Annotated in this window: 19 protein-coding genes and 3 tRNA genes; 14 read left to right on the forward strand and 8 right to left on the reverse strand. The window is 69.1% G+C overall.

The window, feature by feature from the left end:
- Positions 1 to 60 precede the first annotated feature (60 nt).
- Genes WD026_RS00480 through WD026_RS00495 form a run of 4 tightly spaced genes read left to right on the forward strand, consistent with a single transcriptional unit; the run spans position 61 to position 2,680 of the window.
- Positions 61 to 1,113, forward strand: a complete 1,053-nt coding sequence (locus WD026_RS00480; protein WP_425721657.1) for an aldo/keto reductase — start codon at positions 61 to 63, stop codon at positions 1,111 to 1,113.
- Between the two features lie 15 nt (positions 1,114 to 1,128).
- Positions 1,129 to 1,620 carry an aminoacyl-tRNA deacylase gene (locus WD026_RS00485; protein WP_425721659.1) on the forward strand — a complete coding sequence of 164 codons (492 nt, stop codon included), beginning with the start codon at positions 1,129 to 1,131 and terminating at the stop codon, positions 1,618 to 1,620.
- Positions 1,621 to 1,680: 60 nt separating this feature from the next.
- A complete protein-coding gene (gene plsY / locus WD026_RS00490; protein WP_425721661.1) occupies positions 1,681 to 2,310 on the forward strand; it encodes a glycerol-3-phosphate 1-O-acyltransferase PlsY in 630 nt (209 codons plus the stop codon).
- Positions 2,311 to 2,314: 4 nt separating this feature from the next.
- Positions 2,315 to 2,680, forward strand: coding sequence for a RidA family protein (locus WD026_RS00495; protein WP_425721663.1), 366 nt, complete (start codon positions 2,315 to 2,317; stop codon positions 2,678 to 2,680).
- A gap of 5 nt (positions 2,681 to 2,685) precedes the next feature.
- Here WD026_RS00495 and WD026_RS00500 read toward each other — a convergent pair whose 3' ends face one another.
- Together WD026_RS00500 and WD026_RS00505 are read right to left on the reverse strand one after the other, a co-directional pair.
- A complete protein-coding gene (locus WD026_RS00500) occupies positions 2,686 to 3,345 on the reverse strand; it encodes a retropepsin-like aspartic protease family protein (protein WP_425721665.1) in 660 nt (219 codons plus the stop codon).
- A gap of 7 nt (positions 3,346 to 3,352) precedes the next feature.
- Positions 3,353 to 3,838, reverse strand: coding sequence for a YajQ family cyclic di-GMP-binding protein (locus WD026_RS00505; RefSeq protein ID WP_425721667.1), 486 nt, complete (start codon positions 3,836 to 3,838; stop codon positions 3,353 to 3,355).
- Positions 3,839 to 3,926: 88 nt separating this feature from the next.
- Here WD026_RS00505 and murB point away from each other — a divergent pair, with 88 nt between their 5' ends.
- Complete coding sequence (murB, locus tag WD026_RS00510; protein WP_425721669.1) at positions 3,927 to 4,979, forward strand: UDP-N-acetylmuramate dehydrogenase; 1,053 nt, start codon at positions 3,927 to 3,929, stop codon at positions 4,977 to 4,979.
- Between the two features lie 441 nt (positions 4,980 to 5,420).
- Here murB and argG read toward each other — a convergent pair whose 3' ends face one another.
- The 3 genes from argG to WD026_RS00525 are packed head-to-tail and all read right to left on the reverse strand — an operon-like array spanning position 5,421 to position 7,511.
- Positions 5,421 to 6,761, reverse strand: coding sequence for an argininosuccinate synthase (gene argG / locus WD026_RS00515; RefSeq protein ID WP_425721671.1), 1,341 nt, complete (start codon positions 6,759 to 6,761; stop codon positions 5,421 to 5,423).
- Positions 6,762 to 6,776: 15 nt separating this feature from the next.
- Positions 6,777 to 7,094, reverse strand: coding sequence for a pyrimidine/purine nucleoside phosphorylase (locus WD026_RS00520; RefSeq protein WP_425721673.1), 318 nt, complete (start codon positions 7,092 to 7,094; stop codon positions 6,777 to 6,779).
- Between the two features lie 54 nt (positions 7,095 to 7,148).
- Entirely contained in the window at positions 7,149 to 7,511 is a 363-nt protein-coding gene (locus WD026_RS00525; protein ID WP_425721675.1) for an ArsC family reductase, read from the reverse strand.
- Positions 7,512 to 7,568: 57 nt separating this feature from the next.
- Between WD026_RS00525 and folC the strand changes: the two genes are divergently transcribed.
- From folC to WD026_RS00570, 9 genes are all read left to right on the forward strand, one after another.
- Entirely contained in the window at positions 7,569 to 8,930 is a 1,362-nt protein-coding gene (folC, locus tag WD026_RS00530) for a bifunctional tetrahydrofolate synthase/dihydrofolate synthase (protein WP_425721677.1), read from the forward strand.
- 58 nt (positions 8,931 to 8,988) lie between these two features.
- The gene (locus WD026_RS00535; RefSeq protein WP_425721679.1) at positions 8,989 to 9,726 is read left to right on the forward strand and encodes an SPOR domain-containing protein; all 738 of its coding nucleotides are present in this window, start codon (positions 8,989 to 8,991) and stop codon (positions 9,724 to 9,726) included.
- A gap of 7 nt (positions 9,727 to 9,733) precedes the next feature.
- Positions 9,734 to 10,219 (forward strand): CvpA family protein, encoded by a 486-nt coding sequence (locus tag WD026_RS00540; protein WP_425721681.1) that lies wholly within the window; start codon positions 9,734 to 9,736, stop codon positions 10,217 to 10,219.
- A gap of 21 nt (positions 10,220 to 10,240) precedes the next feature.
- Positions 10,241 to 11,743, forward strand: coding sequence for an amidophosphoribosyltransferase (gene purF / locus WD026_RS00545; RefSeq protein WP_425721683.1), 1,503 nt, complete (start codon positions 10,241 to 10,243; stop codon positions 11,741 to 11,743).
- Positions 11,743 to 12,951 carry an O-succinylhomoserine sulfhydrylase gene (locus WD026_RS00550; RefSeq protein ID WP_425721685.1) on the forward strand — a complete coding sequence of 403 codons (1,209 nt, stop codon included), beginning with the start codon at positions 11,743 to 11,745 and terminating at the stop codon, positions 12,949 to 12,951. The genes purF and WD026_RS00550 overlap by 1 nt, the downstream gene beginning before the upstream one ends.
- 5 nt (positions 12,952 to 12,956) lie before the next feature.
- Entirely contained in the window at positions 12,957 to 14,339 is a 1,383-nt protein-coding gene (gltX, locus tag WD026_RS00555) for a glutamate--tRNA ligase (protein ID WP_425721687.1), read from the forward strand.
- Between the two features lie 107 nt (positions 14,340 to 14,446).
- Positions 14,447 to 14,522: transfer RNA gene (locus WD026_RS00560), tRNA-Ala, on the forward strand.
- 82 nt (positions 14,523 to 14,604) lie between these two features.
- Positions 14,605 to 14,680 (forward strand) — tRNA-Glu (locus WD026_RS00565).
- Between the two features lie 67 nt (positions 14,681 to 14,747).
- Positions 14,748 to 14,824 (forward strand) — tRNA-Asp (locus WD026_RS00570).
- 71 nt (positions 14,825 to 14,895) lie between these two features.
- Here WD026_RS00570 and WD026_RS00575 read toward each other — a convergent pair.
- The 3 genes from WD026_RS00575 to WD026_RS00585 are packed head-to-tail and all read right to left on the reverse strand — an operon-like array spanning position 14,896 to position 17,902.
- Positions 14,896 to 15,801: a DMT family transporter gene (locus WD026_RS00575; protein ID WP_425721689.1), complete on the reverse strand. Its 906-nt coding sequence runs from the start codon at positions 15,799 to 15,801 to the stop codon at positions 14,896 to 14,898.
- Positions 15,802 to 15,824: 23 nt separating this feature from the next.
- Positions 15,825 to 16,352 carry a methylated-DNA--[protein]-cysteine S-methyltransferase gene (locus WD026_RS00580; RefSeq protein WP_425721691.1) on the reverse strand — a complete coding sequence of 176 codons (528 nt, stop codon included), beginning with the start codon at positions 16,350 to 16,352 and terminating at the stop codon, positions 15,825 to 15,827.
- Positions 16,349 to 17,902 (reverse strand): Ada metal-binding domain-containing protein, encoded by a 1,554-nt coding sequence (locus tag WD026_RS00585; RefSeq protein ID WP_425721693.1) that lies wholly within the window; start codon positions 17,900 to 17,902, stop codon positions 16,349 to 16,351. The genes WD026_RS00580 and WD026_RS00585 overlap by 4 nt, the downstream gene beginning before the upstream one ends.
- Between the last annotated feature and the right edge of the window lie 14 nt (positions 17,903 to 17,916).

Below are 17,916 nucleotides of genomic sequence, written 5' to 3' on the forward strand. Positions count from 1 at the left end.
CTGTATCCGCTTCGTCAGAAATCCCGGGCTGGCCCCGCTGCACCGTTACAAAATCTTTCCATGACACCCATCCCCCTGGGCCAGAGCCCGCTGCGTGCATCGCCCATCTGCCTGGGCACCATGACCTTCGGCGAACAGGTCGCCGAGGCGGACGCCCACCGCATCCTCGACCGCGCCGTGGAGCGCGGCATCGACTTCCTGGACGCCGCCGAGATGTACCCGGTGCCGGCCCGCGCCGAGACCTGTGGTGCCACCGAGACCATCATCGGCCGCTGGCTGGCATCGCGCCCCGGCATGCGCCAGCGCATCGTGCTGGCCACCAAGGTGGCCGGTCCGTCGCGCGGCATGCCCTGGATCCGGGGCGACCAGTCCGGCCTGACCAAGGCCGAGATCGTGGCCGCCTGCGACGGCAGCCTCAGACGCCTGCAGACCGAGGTGATCGATCTCTATCAGCTGCACTGGCCGGCGCGCAACGTGCCGGTGTTCGGCAACCTGTACTTCGACCCGTCCAAGGACCGCGCCTGCGCGGCCATCGACGAGCAGCTCGATGCCCTGGACACGCTGGTCAAGGCCGGCAAGGTGCGCGCCGTGGGCCTGTCCAACGAGTCGCCCTGGGGCGTGCACGAGTTCGTGCGCCTGGCGGACCAGCGCGGCCTGCCGCGCGTGGCCACGGTGCAGAACCCGTACTGCCTGATCAACCGGTCGTACGAGAACGCGCTGGACGAGACCTGCCACCGCCTGGGCGTGTCGCTGCTGGCGTACTCGCCGCTGGGCTTTGGTCTGCTCTCAGGCAAGTACGACGAGACCGGCCTGGTGGGCGATCACGGCCGCATGGCGATCTTCGAGTCGATGCGCAAGCAGCGCTGGGGCCGCCCGGAATCGCTGACCGCCGCCCGCCGCTACAACGCCCTGGCGCGTGAACATGGCCTCACGCCGGCCCAGCTGGCACTGGCCTTCTGCTACCGCAACTGGCGCGTGGCCAGCACCATCATCGGCGTGACCAGCCTGTCCCAGCTCGACGAATGCATCGACGCCTGGGATGTGCAGCTCTCGCCCGAACTGCTGGCCGCCATCGACCAGATCCGCTGGGAGCTGCGCGACCCGGCGCAGTGACCTGACCGTTCTTCCATGGGCAAGAAGGTCCACGTCAGCGAGACCCCGGCCACCGCCTGGCTCAAGGCCCACGGCGTGGCCTACACCGAGCATCCCTACGAGTACCTGGAGCATGGCGGCGCCCAGCACAGCGCGCAGGTACTGGGCCTGGACCCGTTTGCCGTGGTCAAGACCTTGATCATGCAGGACCAGGACGCGAAGCCGCTGGCCATCCTCATGCACGGCAACCGCACCGTGTCCACCAAGAACCTGGCCCGGCAGGTGGCTGTCCGCTCCATCGAGCCCTGCAAGCCCGAGGTGGCCAACCGCCACAGCGGATACCTGGTGGGCGGCACCTCGCCCTTCGGCCTGCGCCGCGACATGCCGGTGTACGTGGAAGCGACCGTGCTGACCTTGCCCCGCATCTGGATCAATGGCGGGCGGCGCGGTTTTCTGGTGGGCATCGATCCGGCCGTGCTGTCGGGCCCGCTGGGTGCCCGGCCGGTGCAGTGCGCGCTGGCAGAATAAGCCGCCAGAACAGACCGCATCTTCCGGGCCCCGCTGCCCTGACCGCTTCGGAGCATTTCCTTGGACTTCCTCTACCCGTTGCTGGCCACCGTGGCCAGCTACCTGATCGGTTCGTTGTCGTTCGCCGTGCTGGTGAGCCGCCTCATGGGCCTGAACGATCCGCGCACCTATGGCAGCAAGAACCCTGGCGCCACCAATGTGCTGCGTTCGGGCAACCGCAAGGCGGCCGTGCTGACGCTGGTGCTCGATGCCTTCAAGGGCTGGCTGCCGGTGGTGCTGGTGCAGGGCTGGGGCGAGCCCTGGGGTCTGGGCGCCGGCACGGTGGCGCTGGTGGGCCTGGCGGCCTTCCTGGGCCACCTGTTCCCGGTGTTCTTCCGCTTCCAGGGCGGCAAGGGCGTGGCCACGGCGGCCGGCGTCATCCTGGCCTTCAACCCCTGGCTGGGTCTGGCCTCGCTGGCCACCTGGGTCATCGTGGCGTACTTCTTCCGCTACTCGTCGCTGGCGGCCATCGTCACGGCGGTGTTTGCACCCGCCTATTTCCTGCTGGGCCGGGGTGTGGCCTGGGAGGCGCCGGGCGTCATGGTGCTGGCCCTGGCCGTCATGGGCGTGCTGCTGATCTGGCGCCATGCCGAGAACATCAACCGCCTGCTCGCCGGCACCGAGAGCCGCCTGGGCGCCAAAAAGAAGTGAAGTCATGAGCTCACCCCAGCGCTACATCCACCGCGTCGGCATGGCCCAACGCTACAGCGAGGCCGCCGTGTTCCAGGGCGTCGTCTACCTGGCCGGCATGGTGCCGGAGCGGGGCGATGCCGACATCGCCGGCCAGACCGCCGACGTGCTGGCGCAGGTGGAGCAGCGTCTGATCGAGTGCGGCAGCGACAAGTCGCGCATCCTGCGGGCGCAGATCTATCTGGCCGACATCACAGACATCGGCGCCATGAACGCGGTGTGGGACGCCTGGGTGGTGCCCGGCGCGGCGCCACCCCGGGCCACGGTGCAGGCCGCACTGGCCGATCCAGCCTGGCGCATCGAGATCGTGGTCACCGCCGCGGTGGCCTGAAGGTTTCAGTAGCGCCGGTCCAGCGTGAGCTGGTCGTTGGTGCGCTGCATCTGGAAGCGGTTGAGGAAGCTGTTGCCCAGCAGCACCGAGGGCATGGGCTGCGGCAGCACGATGGCGCTCACGCCGAAGATCTGCGCCTCGCCCACCCGCACCGAATCGAGCTGTATGCGGTGGCCATTCACCTGGCCATTGGCGGTGGACACCGTCACGCGCTGACCCTTGGCGAAGTCGAGGTTGATGCGCTTCGCTTCGCTCTCGCTGAGGATGACCTCGGTGGCTCCGGTGTCGACCAGGAACTGCACTGCGCGGCCGTTGATCTGGCCAGCCGGCGAGAAGTGGCCTCGGCTGTCGGCGGTCATCACCACGCGGCCACTGCCCTGCGGTGCGCCGCCGCCGCCCAGGCTGACCGGCGCTTCGCCCACCCGCAGGGTCTGGCGGCGCCCTTCGATCTCCACCGTGGCGGTATCGCCGTCCACCCGCAGCAGCTTGACGCCCTGGTGGGACTGTCCGGCCGCCACGAAGCGGGGCGCGCCACCGTCCACGATGAGCAAGGCACGCGACCCCGACACACCACCGATGGACACCTGCTGGGCCACGGCCGCACCAGCCAAGCCCAGGCCCATGGCCGCCACGAGCAGCAGGGTCGGCAGGGCAGGGCGGTGCATGGGGAGGTCAGTCGCGGAAATTGTTGAACGACAGCGGCAGGTCCTTCAGCTCGCTGCGGATCAGGGCCATGGCGGCCTGCAGGTCGTCGCGCTTGGCGCCGGTCACGCGCACCGCATCGCCCTGGATGGCGGCCTGCACCTTGAGCTTGCTGCCCTTGATGACCTGCTGGATCTTCTTGCCGTCCTCGGTGGCGATGCCGTTGCGCACCTTGACCACCTGCTTCACCTTGTCGCCCCCCACCTTCTCGACCTTGCCCACGTCGAGGAAACGCACGTCCACATTGCGCTTGGCCAGCTTGTTGCGCAGCACATCGTCGATCTGCTGCAGCTGGAAATCGGCGTCGCCGAACAGCGTGATCTCCTTGTCCTTGAGCTCGATGGCGGCGCTGGTGCCCTTGAAGTCGAAGCGGGTGCCGATCTCTCGGGAGACCTGGTCGATGGCGTTCTTGACCTCGACGAAATCGGCTTCGAGAACGGTGTCGAAAGAAGGCATGGTGGTGGGCGGGAAAAAGGGTCTTCGGAAGGGCCGCAGGCGGTGGCGGCCGGGCCGGACGCGGCGGCCCGGGTGAGAGAATCGGCGGATGATAGTCGAGAAGCAGGTGCCCCTGCAGCCCCACAACACCTTCGGCATCGTGGCCCGCGCGCTGCACCTGGCGCGCATCCGCAGCGAGGCCGACATTGCCGACCTGCGGGCCGATCCACAGTGGCCCGCCCTCACCGCCGACCACCCGCCCTTCGTGCTGGGCGGCGGCAGCAACCTGGTCATCACCGGCGACGTGCGCCCGCTGGTGCTCAAGGTCGAGATCGCCGGCCGCCACCTGCTGCGCGAGACCGACAAAGGCTGGCTGGTGGAGGCCGGTGCCGGCGAGAACTGGCACAGCTTCGTGCAATGGACCATCGAGCAGGGCTGGCCCGGGCTGGAGAACATGGCGCTCATCCCGGGTACCGTGGGCGCCTCGCCGGTGCAGAACATCGGTGCCTACGGGGTGGAGCTGCAGGACCGTTTTCATTCGCTGGACGCGGTCGATCTGCACACCGGCGAGCCCTTCACGCTGGATGCCGCGCAGTGCGGCTTCGGTTACCGCGACTCGGTGTTCAAACACGCGCCGGCCGATGCCCGCAGCCTGGGCCTGGCCGGCCGCGCCCTGATCACCCGGGTGCGCTTCTGGCTGCCCAAGCCCTGGCAGCCGGTGCTGGGTTATGCCGACATCGAGCGCCGCATGGCCGAGACGGGCATCGCATCGCCCGACGCCCGCACGTTGTTCGACTGGGTGGTGGACATCCGCCGCGCCAAGCTGCCGGACCCGGCGGTCATCGGCAATGCCGGCAGCTTCTTCAAGAACCCCACGGTCACGCCGGAGCAGTGCGCCGACATCATTGCCCGCGAGCCGCGTGTGGTGCATTACCCCATGCCGGACGGCACGGTGAAGCTGGCGGCGGGCTGGCTGATCGACGCCTGCGGCTGGAAGGGCCGGGGGGTGGGCAATGCGGGGGTGTACGAGAGGCAGGCGCTGGTGCTGGTGAACCGGGGCGGCGCCACGGGCGGTGAGGTGATGACGCTGGCGGGGGCCATTCAGACCAGCGTGTACGAGCGCTTCGGGATCCGGCTGGAGCCTGAGCCGGTGGTGATCTGAATCTGTTTTGCGTCGGCTGCTTCTGACGGGCTGGGGCGGGTGCCGGGCCTCTGGCCCACCTCGCGGGCGGCTGCCCGGGTACTCTGGTGTTTCTTCGTCAACGCTGCGTGGGTCCGCCGACTCTGTGGCAGCCGCGAATGGGGCCGGCGGACCGGCACCCGCCCCAGCCCGTCCATGCGATGGTGGTACGCGACCGCTGGTGTGCCAGCTTTACTTCAGCGGGGTGGCCGGTGGGGGCCTGGGCGCCGGCCCCATTCGCGGCTGCCACAGAGCAAGCGTTCCCACCACGGTGTTCATGAAGCAATAGATGAACACCCGAGCAGCCGCCCGCGAGGTGGGCCATAGCCCAGGCCCCCACCGGCCACCCCGCCCGCCAGACACCACGAACGCCCACAAAAAAGGCCGCCCAACAGAGCGGCCTTTCGGAGCAAACGGGGGAGTTCAGTCCCCCTTGCCACCCTCCAGCTTGAGCATCTGCGCGCCTTCGCCCAGCGACAGCAGGCCGCTCTTGGCATAAATGCCCAGCTTGCCGCGCGTGTCGGTGATGTCCAGGTTGCGCATGGTCAGCTGGCCGATGCGGTCCAGCGGCGAGAACGGCGCGTCTTCCACCTTCTCCATGCTCAGGCGCTCCGGCGCGTAGGTCAGGTTCGGGCTGTCGGTGTTGAGGATGCTGTAGTCGTTGCCACGGCGCAGCTCGATGGTCACCTCGCCGGTGATGGCGCGGGCCACCCAGCGCTGGGCCGTCTCGCGCAGCATGATCGATTGCGGGTCGAACCAGCGGCCCTGGTACAGCAGGCGGCCCAGCTTCAGGCCGTTGATGCGGTACTGCTCGATGGTGTCCTCGTTGTGGATGCCGGTCACCAGGCGCTCGTAGGCAATGAACAGCAGCGCCAGGCCGGGGGCCTCGTAGATGCCGCGGCTCTTGGCCTCGATGATGCGGTTCTCGATCTGGTCGCTCATGCCCAGACCGTGGCGGCCACCGATCTCGTTGGCCTTCATGATCAGGTCGACCGGGTTGTCGAAGGTCTGGCCGTTCAGGGCGACCGGCTGGCCTTCCTCGAAGCGCACCGCCACCTCTTCGGCCTTGACCACGCAGTCCTCGCGCCAGAACGGCACGCCCATGATGGGATTGACGATGCGGATGCCCGAGTTCAGGTGTTCCAGGTCCTTGGCCTCGTGGGTGGCGCCCAGCATGTTGCTGTCGGTGCTGTAGGCCTTTTCGGCGCTCATCTTGTAGCCGAAGCCGTTGGCCGTCATGAAGGCGCTCATCTCGGCGCGGCCGCCCAGCTCGTCGATGAAGCGCTGGTCCAGCCAGGGCTTGTAGATCTTCAGGCTGGGGTTGGTCAGCAGGCCGTAGCGGTAGAAGCGCTCGATGTCGTTGCCCTTGAAGGTGGAACCGTCACCCCAGATGTTGACGTCGTCTTCCTTCATGGCCGCCACCAGCATGGTGCCGGTCACGGCGCGGCCCAGCGGCGTGGTGTTGAAGTAGGTCACGCCGGCGGTGCTGATGTGGAAGGCGCCGCACTGCAGGGCGGCAATGCCTTCGTGGGCCAGCTGGCTGCGGCAGTCGATCAGGCGGGCCTTCTCTGCGCCGTAGGCCAGGGCCTTGCGCGGGATCTCGTCGTAGTCCGGCTCGTCGGGCTGGCCCAGGTTGGCGGTGTAGGCGTAGGGGATGGCACCCTTCTGCTTCATCCAGAGCAGCGCGGCGCTGGTGTCGAGACCGCCGGAGAAGGCGATGCCGACTTTCTGTTGCAGGGGGAGGTTCTGGAGGATGGTGGCCATGGTCGGGTCCGTGGATCAGCCGAAGTGGCAGATGTAGTGGTAGGGCTCGGTCACGCGGATCTGGAAGCTGCTGTTGCCGGGCACGGCGAACTGCTCGCCGGCGCTGCTTTTCACCCAGGTGCTGCTGCCGGCCAGCAGGTACTCGCACGAGCCGGCCACGCATTCCATGATTTCCGGGGCGCCGGTGTTGAAGGTCAGGGTGGCGGGCAGGATCACGCCGACCGACTTCTTGGTGCCGTCGGCCAGGGTGATGCCGTGGCTCACGCACTTGCCGTCGAAGTACACATTGGCCTGGGTGGCGACGGTCACGCCGCTGAATTGGGTGGTGCTCATGGGGGCTGGGGGTGGCGGTTGGGGGCGGGTTGGGAGGGGGCGAAACCCACGATTTTAGGCAGCCGCCCAGGCCGCCGGGTCGAAGCCCACGGTGATGCGGCCATCGGCCCACTCCACCACCGGCCGCTTGATCACGCTGGCATGGGCCAGCAGCAGGGCGCGCGCGGAGGCGGCATCGGTCACGCCGGCGCGCAGCGATTCGTCCAGGCCGCGCCAGGTGGTGCCCTTGCGGTTGACCAGCACTTCCCAGCCGGCCGAGGCCAGCCAGCGGTCCAGCGCCTCGGGCGGGACGCCCTGTTTCTTGAAGTCGTGGAAGCTGTGGTCCACGCCCTGGGCCTGCAGCCAGGCGCGTGCCTTCTTGACCGTGTCGCAGTTCGGAATGCCGAACACCGTGGTGGGGGAGGCGGAAGACGTCATGCCCCGGATTGTCCCCGACGCCCGGGCGCGTTCCGTGCCGATGGGACAATTCTGCCCATGCTCCACATCCCCGTTCCCGACCACCCCGTCACCCTGGCCGACTGGCTGGCCCACGCCGAACGCCTGCACCCGCAGGCCATCGACATGGGCCTGGAGCGCGTGCAGGCCGTGGCCCGCCGCATGGATCTGAAGCTGCCGTGCCCGGTCATCACCGTGGCCGGTACCAACGGCAAGGGCAGCACCTGCGCCATGCTGGAAGCCATCTACGGCCAGGCCGGTTACCGCACCGGCCTCTACACCTCGCCCCACCTGGTGCATTTCGAGGAGCGTTGCCGCATCGATGGCCGCCCGGTCGATGCCGCCGAGCTGGCGCCGGCCATGGCCGAGGTGGAGCAGGCCCGGCGGGGCCAGGGCGACGACCAGCCCGAGATCAGCCTGACCTATTTTGAATTCACCACCCTGGCCATCCTGCGCACGCTCTCGCGCGCCGGCATCGATGTGGCCATTCTGGAAGTGGGGCTGGGTGGCCGGCTGGACGCGGTGAACATCATCGACACCGACTGCGCCGTCATCACCTGCATCGCGCTGGACCACATGGCCCTGCTGGGGCCGGACCGCGAATCCATCGGCCGCGAGAAGGCCGGCATCATGCGCACCGGCCGCCCGGTCGTGGTGAGCGACCCCATGCCGCCGCAGAGCGTGCTCGACCGCGCGCTGGAGATCGGCGCCGACCTCTGGCGCGTGGGGCTGGACTTCCACTTCGCTGGCGACCAGCAGCAGTGGGGCTGGGCCACCCACCCCAACCGGGGCGGCCGGCGCCACCCGGGCCTGGCGTACCCGGCCCTGCGGGGGGCCAACCAGCTGGTCAACGCGTCGGGCGTGCTGGCCGCCATCGAGGCGCTGCGCCCGCGCCTGCCGGTCACCGCCCAGGCGGTGCGCACCGGCCTGGCGCTGGTGGAGCTGCCCGGCCGCTTCCAGATCGTGCCCGGCAACCCCACCCTGGTGCTGGACGTGGCCCACAACCCCCATTCGGTGGCCGCCCTGGCCGAAAACCTGGACGCCATGGGCTTCTACCCCGGTACCCACGCGGTGTTCGGCGCCATGGCCGACAAGGACCTGACCGCCATGATCGAACGGGTCGCCCCGCTGATCGACCACTGGTACGTCACCGATCTGCCCTTGCCGCGCGCCTTGCCGGCCAGCGAGCTCTCGCGCGTGGTGGCCTCGGCCATCCAGGGCCGCCCCGGCCCGGCGGCGAAGGTGGCCGGCACCTTCCCGGACCCCCGCGCCGCCCTGGCCGCTGCCGTGGCTGCGGCAGACCCCGCTGATAGAATCGTGGTCTTTGGTTCCTTCCACACGGTGGGCGGCGTGCTGCAGAACGGGGTGCCCCGGCTGGCCGCCAAGCACCTGAAGGGCTGATGCCCCGGCCAGCCCCGTGCCACCGCCAGCCGTTGATGGCGAATTGGTCCCCCACCGCATGGTCAACCCCCGCTCCGGCTCCGCAGGCAGTGCCCCCACCCCCACCATCGATGCGGTGCGCCGCCGCGCACGCCACCGCCTGATCGGCGCCAGCGTGCTGGTGGCGGTCGGCGTCATCGGTTTCCCCCTGCTGTTCGACACCCAGCCGCGCCCCATCCCGGTGGACATCCCCATCGAGATCCCGGCGCGCAACACGCCCTCGCCAGCGGCCAAGGCCCCGGCGGCAGCGCCTGCACCGGCTGCGCCTGCCGCCGCACCGGCCGCGGCCTCCGGCGGCAAGCTCCCCATGATCACCGAGGAGGCCGACGCGCCCAAGGCCGAAGCCGCCAAGGTGGAGCCGCCCAAAGCCGAGGCGCCCAGGCCGGATCCGGTGAAGGCCGAGGCGCCCAGGTCCGAGCCTGCGGCACCCGCCCCGGCCCGCCCGGCTCCCACCGACGCCGCCCGCGCCGAAGCCCTGCTCAAGGGCCAGGCCGATCCCAAGTCGGCCAGCGCCGCTGCCACCGCATCTGCCCGCCTGGTGGTGCAGGTGGGTGCGTACGCCGAAGACGACCGCGTGCGCGACGTGCGCCAGAAGCTGGAGAAGGCCGGCCTGAAGACCTATGTGCACACGGCCACGCTGCCCGAGGGCAAGCGCACCCGGGTGCGGGTCGGTCCGTTCGACAACCGGGCCGAGGCCGAGAAGGCCGCGGCGCGCATCAAGGCGCTCGGCCTGCCGGCCGCCGTGCTCACGCTCTGAGGCTGCCATGGTCGCCCTCGATATCGTCATGCTGCTGATCCTGCTGCTGTCGGTCCTGATCGGACTGTGGCGGGGGCTGATGTACGAGGTGATCGTGGTGGCGGGCTGGGTGGCGGCTTTCGTGCTCTCGCCCATCTATGCCGCCGAGGTGGCCGCGTGGCTGCCGGCCGACAGCCTGTCCGAACACCTGCGGCTGGCCATCGGTTTCGTGCTGGTGTTCATCGTCGTGGTGTTTGCCGGCGGGCTGGTGGCCTGGCTGGTGCAGAAGGCCGTCTCCAGCGTGGGCCTGCGCCCGGTGGACCGCATCCTGGGCGGCGGCTTCGGTCTGGCCCGTGGTGCGGTGCTGCTGCTGGCCCTGGCCCTGGTGGTCAACATGCTGGGCCAGCACGACGCGGTCTGGTGGACCGAGTCACAAGGTGGACGCCTGCTGTCGGCCACCCTGCACGAACTGCGCCCGCTGCTGCCACAGACCGTGGCGGCCTACATACCGTAAAGATTTTTCGAAGGATCCGTCATGTGTGGAATCGTGGGTGTGGTCAGCCAGGACCCGGTCAATCAGCTCATCTATGACGCGCTGCTGCTCCTGCAGCACCGTGGCCAGGACGCGGCCGGCATCGTCACGCAGCAGGGGCGCAAGTTCTTCATGCACAAGGCCAAGGGCATGGTGCGCGACGTCTTCCGCACCCGCAACATGCGCTCGCTGCCGGGCAACTGCGGCCTGGGCCAGGTGCGCTACCCCACCGCCGGCAATGCCTTCAGCGAGGAAGAGGCCCAGCCCTTCTACGTGAATGCGCCGTTCGGCCTGGTGCTGGTGCACAACGGCAACCTGACCAACGCCCATGCGCTCAAGCAGGAGCTGTTCCAGACCGACCACCGCCACATCAACACCGAGAGCGACTCCGAAGTGCTGCTCAACGTGCTGGCGCACGAGCTGGAGAAGGTCACCCGCGGCCTCACCCTCAAGCCGGCCGACGTGTTTGCCGCGGTGCGCGGCGTGCACCAGCGGGTGCGCGGCTCGTATGCGGTGGTGGCGCTGATCGCCGGCCATGGCCTGCTGGCCTTCCGCGACCCCTACGGCATCCGGCCGCTGTGCCTGGGCCGCCAGGGCGGCAGCGTGATGCTGGCCAGCGAGTCGGTCACGCTGGAAGGCACCGGTTTCGAGCTGGAGCGCGACGTGGCGCCGGGCGAAGCGGTGTTCGTGGACCTGCAGGGCAACGTGCAGGCCGAGCAGTGTGCGGCGGCGCCGGCCCTCAAGCCCTGCATCTTTGAATACGTGTACCTGGCCCGCCCGGACTCGGTCATCAACGGCATCTCGGTCTACCAGGCCCGCCTGAACCTGGGCGCCACGCTGGCCAAGCGCGTCATCTCCACCGTGCCGCCGAACGACATCGACGTGGTCATTCCCATCCCCGAGTCGTCGCGTCCCAGCGCCATGGAGCTGGCCCAGCTGCTGGGCCTGCCCTACCGCGAGGGCTTCGTGAAGAACCGCTATGTGGGCCGCACCTTCATCATGCCGGGCCAGGCGGTGCGCAAGAAGTCGGTGCGCCAGAAGCTCAATGTGATCGGCAGCGAGTTCAAGGGCCGCAACGTGCTGCTGGTGGACGATTCCATCGTGCGCGGCACCACCAGCCGCGAGATCGTGCAGATGGCCCGCGATGCCGGCGCCCGCAAGGTGTACCTGGCCAGTGCCGCGCCGCCGGTGCGGTTCCCCAACGTGTACGGCATCGACATGCCCACGCCCGACGAGCTGGTGGCCCATGGCCGCACGGTCGACGAGGTGCGCCAGATCATCGGCTGCGATGCGCTCATCTACCAGGATGTGGACGGCATGAAGCAGGCCGTGGGCCAGCTCAACCCGAAGCTGGGCGGTTTCGATGCCTCCTGCTTCGACGGCGAGTACGTCACCGGCGACATCACCGCCGAGGACATCGCCCGCCTCAACCAGGGCCGCGACCAGACCGAAGAGGGCACCGAAGACACCTCGCGTCTGGCCCTGCCCAACGCTCAGGTGGCCTGATGAGCAAGCCCCTGCCCGAAGGTCTGCACCGCGACACGCTGGCGGTGCGTGCGGCGGTCGACAAGACCCAGTACGGCGAGAACGCCGAGGCCCTGTTCCTCACCAGCAGCTTCACCCAGCCCGACAGCGAGACCGCGGCCCGCCGCTTTGCCGGCGAGGAAGACGGCTACATCTACTCGCGTTTTTCCAACCCCACCGTGGCCAGCATGGAGCAGCGGCTGGCGGCACTCGAAGGCATGGAGGCCTGTGTGGGCACGGCCAGCGGCATGGGCGCCATCCTGCTGCTGTGCATGGGGCTGCTCAAGGCCGGTGACCATGTGGTGTGCTCGCGCTCGGTGTTCGGATCCACCATCAAGCTGCTGGGCACCGAATTCGCCCGCTTCGGCGTGGAGACCACCTTCGTCTCGCAGACCGACGTGGCCGAATGGAAAGCGGCGGTGCGCCCCACCACGAAGCTGTTCTTTGCCGAGACGCCCACCAACCCGCTGACCGATGTGTGCGACATCCGCGCACTGGCCGACATCGCCCACAACGCCGGTGCCCTGCTGGCGGTGGACAACTGCTTCTGCTCGCCCGCGCTGCAGCAGCCGGCCAGGCTGGGTGCCGACATCGTCATCCATTCCGGCACCAAGTACCTCGATGGCCAGGGCCGTGTGGTGGCTGGCGCGCTGTGCGCCAGCGAAGCGCTGGTCCGCAAGACCTTCATCCCGGTCATGCGCAGCGCCGGCATCAGCCTCTCGCCCTTCAATGCCTGGGTGGTGCTCAAGGGCATGGAGACGCTTGGCATCCGCATGGAAGCGCAGTCGCGCCGCGCGCTGGAACTGGCGCAGTGGCTGGAGGCCCACCCCAAGGTGGAGCGGGTGTATTACCCCGGCCTCAAGAGCCATCCGCAGCACGAGCTGGCCATGGCCCAGCAGTCGGGCATGGGCGGCGCGGTGCTGTCCTTCGACGTGAAGGCGCCCGACGCCACCGAGGCACGCCGCCGCGCCTTCCATGTCATCGACACCACGCAGCTGATGTCGGTCACCGCCAACCTGGGCGACGTGAAGACCATCATCACCCACCCCGGCACCACCTCGCACGGTCGCCTGACCGAAGACCAGCGCCAGGCCGCCGGCATCCGGCAGAACCTGGTGCGCGTGGCCGTGGGCCTGGAACACCTTGACGATCTCAAAGCAGACCTCTCGCGCGGTCTGGACACCCTGTGAACCCCGTGAAAGTACGCACCCGTTTTGCACCGTCGCCCACCGGCTTCATCCACCTGGGCAACATACGCTCGGCCCTGTACCCGTGGGCCTTTGCCCGGTCAACGCAGGGCGACTTCATCCTGCGCATCGAGGACACCGACCTGGAGCGTTCCTCGCAGGCCGCGGTGGACGTGATCATCGAAGGCATGAAGTGGCTGGGGCTGGACCACGACGAAGGCCCGTTCTTCCAGATGCAGCGCATGGACCGCTACAAGGCCGTGCTGGAACAGCTCAAGGCCGCCGGCCATGTGTATCCCTGCTACATGAGCGTGGCCGAGCTGGACGCCCTGCGCGAACGCCAGATGGCCGCCAAGGAGAAGCCGCGCTACGACGGCACCTGGCGCCCCGAGCCGGGCAAGACCCTGCCGCCAGTGCCCGAGGGTGTGCAGCCGGTGCTGCGCTTCCGCACCCCGGTGGGTGGCAGCGTGGTGTGGGACGACAAGGTGAAGGGCCGCATCGAGATCGGCAACGCCGAGCTCGACGATCTGGTCATCGCCCGCCCGGACGGCACGCCCACCTACAACTTCTGCGTGGTGGTGGACGACATCGACATGGGCATCACCCATGTCATCCGTGGCGACGACCACGTCAACAACACGCCGCGCCAGATCCACATCTTCCGCGCGCTCGGCCACGAGCCGCCGGTGTATGCCCACCTGCCCACCGTGCTGAACGAGCAGGGCGAGAAGATGAGCAAGCGCAACGGCGCCAAGGCCGTGACGCAGTACCGCGACGAAGGCTATCTGCCCGACGCCATGGTCAACTACCTGGCCCGCCTGGGCTGGAGCCATGGCGACGACGAGATCTTCAGCCGCCAGCAGTTCCTGCAGTGGTTCGACCTCGATCATCTGGGCCGCAGCGCGGCGCAGTTCGACGAGGCCAAGCTGCGCTGGGTGAACGCGCAACACCTCAAGGCCATGGACGACGCGGCCCTGGCACCGCTGGTGGCGCAGCAGCTCGAGCGTATGGGCCTGCAGGCCGACGACCGACTGCCCGCCATCTGCGGCCTGTTCAAGGACCGCTGCGACACCACCGTGGCGCTGGCCCAGTGGGCCCGTGCCTTCTACGCCGATGTGGTGCCCGATGCAGCCGAGCAGGCCCAGCATGTGACCGACGCGGTGCGGCCCGCACTGCAGTCGCTCGTCCAGCAGCTCGAAGCCTGTGCCTGGGACAAGGTGGCCATCGGCGCCGCCATCAAGTCGGTGCTGGCCGAGCACGGCCTGAAGATGCCGCAACTGGCCATGCCGGTGCGGGTGCTGGTCATGGGCACGGCCCAGACGCCGTCGCTGGATGCGGTGCTGGCACTGCACGACAAAAAAGTTGTGATCACCCGTTTGCAGAACGGCTGAAAAGTGGTCTATAATTTGAGGCTTGCTGATGCACACGACGCAACGCAAACAAGCAGACATCAAAAGCTGCTGTGAGCCGAGCCAAGTGGGTTGAAAGCAAACCCTGTGGGGGTATAGCTCAGCTGGGAGAGCGCTTGCATGGCATGCAAGAGGTCAGCGGTTCGATCCCGCTTACCTCCACCAACAATTCGGAGTCGCGCAGTGCGGCAGGGTCCAGGAAACGCCCTTGAACACTGCTACAATGCGAGATTCCAGTCCAGGTTATGACCCTATCGTCTAGAGGCCTAGGACATCACCCTTTCACGGTGAGTACCGGGGTTCGAATCCCCGTAGGGTCGCCAAACATGCCGCAAGGCACGTAGGCACAAGTGGTGGCACTTGGTTCGCAAGAACGAACGCCAACTGCCAGGAGTGGTAGTTCAGTTGGTTAGAATACCGGCCTGTCACGCCGGGGGTCGCGGGTTCGAGCCCCGTCCACTCCGCCAGACACACAACGGGCTGCATGAGCGATCATGCAGCCCGTTTTCGTTGGGGCGCTCCTGAACGCCGCGGTCCTTCAAGCCGCCCGCCGTTCCAGCCATCCCACCCGCACCAGCCCGGTGGACAGCGCGGTGCCGCACACGATCACCAGCCCGCAGCCCACCATCCAGGCGGTGATGCGTTCATCCAGAAACACGGCGCCGTAGCTCATGGCGAACACCGGCACCAGGAAGGTGACGGTGAGCGCCTTGCTGGGGCCGGCCTTTTCGATGATGCGGAAGAAGATGACGTAGGCAATCGCCGTGCACAGCAGAGCCACCGCGATCACCGCCCACCAGGCGGTGGCTCCGGCGGGCTGGCTGGGCCAGAACACCATGGTGGGGAGGGTCAGCGCCAGGGCTGCGCCGATCTGGCTGCCGCTGGCGGTGGCCAGCGGGTGCAGGCCGCCCAGGTGCTTCTTGGTGAAGCTGGCGGCCAGCCCGTAGCACACCGTGGCCAGCAGGCAGGCGCCCATGGCCAGCAAGGCCAGCGGGCTGGAAGATGCGGCCAGGCCGCTCAGCCCCGACTTGCCGATGACCAGCAGGCACACACCGGCGAAGCCAATGGCCAGCCCCAGCATGCGCGAGGCACCCGGACGCTCCTTCAGCCACACCCAGGCCACCACCGCACCGGTGAGCGGCACCGTGGCATTCAGGATGGAGGTCAGGCCGGTGGGGATGTGCAGCACCGCAAACGCGAACAGCATGAAGGGGATGCCGGAATTGAGCAGCCCCACGAACAGGATGGGGCCCATGCGGCGGCGGAAGTCGGTCCACACCCCCGGCACCAGGAACGCCGGCAGCATGAACAGCGCCGCCAGCCCGACGCGCAGACCCGCGGTGGCCACGATGCCGAAATCGGTGGCGCCCAGGCGCATGAACAAAAAGGACGAGCCCCACAGGGCGGCCAGGGCAACGAACTCAAGGATCAGGACGGGGGGCATGGGGTAGGGTGGGGTGCGGGCGTTCAGAGCAGCCGGGGTTCGCCGGATTCGAGCGCCAGCAGGGCCACCTTGCGGTGCAGCCCGCCAGAATAACCGGTCAGTGAGCCGTTGGCCCCCATCACGCGGTGGCAGGGCACGATGATGCTGATCGGATTGGCACCCACCGCCGCGCCCACGGCCCGCACCGCAGACGGTCGGCCGATGGCCCGTGCCACCTCGCCGTAGCTCACGGTGCGGCCGGGCTCGATGAGGCACAGCGCCTGCCACACCGCCTGCTGGAAGTCGGTGCCGGCGCTCAGATCGAGCGGCAGGTCAAAGGCCCCGGCCTGTCCCGCGAAGTAACGGTCCAGCACCCCCGCGGTGCGCTGCAGCAGCGGGTGGTGCGGGTCGCGTGGCCAGCGTGCCACCACGTCGGCGGCCGGGGTGTCGCGCTGGCCCTCGTGGAACCAGGCACCCGCCAGGCCGTGTTCGGTGGCGACCAGCAGCAGAGGGCCGAGCGGGGTGGAGACGTCGGTGCAGGCCACCGGCGGGCAGGAGAGGTGTGAGGTCATGGTGCGGATGGCTGGGGTGGATGGCCCGCCCACAGGCGGATGACGGCGTAGCTGCGCCAGGGTTGCCAGGCAGCGGCCTGGGTGTCGGCGTGTTGCTGGCGCTCGCGGGGTGTCAGACCCAGGGCCCGGGGCGCCAATGCTTCGAGCAGCACCACATCGCCGGGCGGCCAGGCGTCGGGCCAGCGCAGCGCACGCATGGCAATGTAGTGCGCGGTCCAGGGGCCGATGCCGGGCAGCGCCTGCAGGGCGACCAGCGTGGCCGGCACGTCGGCCCGGGGCGACAGGTCCAGGCCGCCCTGGTGCACCGCCTGGGCCAGGGCCATGATGGCCCGCTGGCGTTGTCGCACCACCCCCAGCGCACCCAGGCGGTCGGCGGCATCCGGCGCCAGCAACTGTTCGGGCAGCGGGAAGAGCTGGCACAGGCCCGCGGGCGCTGCCCCGTCCGGCAACACATCGCCAAAGGCCTGCACCAGCCGACCCGCCAGGGTGCGGGCCGCTGCCACGGTGATCTGCTGGCCCAGGATGGCGCGCACCGCCAGCTCGAACCCGTCCACCGTGCCCGGCACCCGAAGGCCCTGGCTGTGGGCGAACGGTGTGTCCAGCACGGCGCCGATGGCCAGCGGGTCGGCGTCCAGATCGAACAGGGCGCGCAGCCGCGCCATCACCGCCGGCAGGGCACCGAGAAGCCCGTCGCTCACCTGCAGCGCCACGCGCTGCCGGGCCGGATCGAACTGAAGCGTGCACCAGCCCGCCCGAGTGCCACCGGGCCCCGGCACACGCAAGCTGCGTGCGTACCTCAGCGCGGCGGTGTCGACCACCTCCACGCCGGGCAAGGCGCGGTCGGCCAGAAAACCCAGCAGGGCCGGCAGGTCCAGCGGCGGGCGCCAGGTCAGCCAGACCTGCCCGGCCTGACGGCCCGGTGGCCGGCTGGCGCGGATCTGCAGCGGCGGCAGACCGTAGTGCTGTTGCAGGGCCGCGTGAAAGCGGCGCTGGCTGCCAAAGCCGGCGGCCAGCGCCACCTCGGCCACGGGCAGGTCGGTGTCGGTCAGCAGCTGCTTGGCCTGCAGCAGACGCCGGGTCTGCAGCACCTGCCCGGGCGACACGCCCAGCCGGGCCGCGAACACGCGCCGCAGGTGCCGGTCGCTCACGCCCAGGTGGCCGGCCAGTCGGGCCAGCAGCGCCCGGTCGTCGTCGGCCGGGGGTGGATCGTCCAGCCAGCGCAGCGCGTGCTGCAACAGGATGTCACCGGCGTCCACCGTGCTCCACCAGCGCTCGCCCGGCGCGAGTTCGGGCCGGCAGCGCAGGCAGGGGCGAAAGCCCGCCTGCTCGGCCTGGGCGGCGTGGTCGAAGAAGCGGCAATGCTCGCGGCGCGGGGTCCGCACGGCGCAGACCGGGCGGCAGTAGATGCCGGTGCTGGTCACACCGGTGAAGAAGCGGCCGTCGAAGCGGCGGTCGCGTGAACACAGGGCGCGGTAGCGGGCCTCGTCCGCACCCGCCGGTTCGGCCGGGTCGGGCACAGCGGTGGCGGCAGAGGCAGTGGATGCGGACATGGCGGCATGTTAGG

This window comes from Hydrogenophaga sp. R2, assembly GCF_049843595.1.
Lineage (GTDB): Bacteria > Pseudomonadota > Gammaproteobacteria > Burkholderiales > Burkholderiaceae_C > Hydrogenophaga.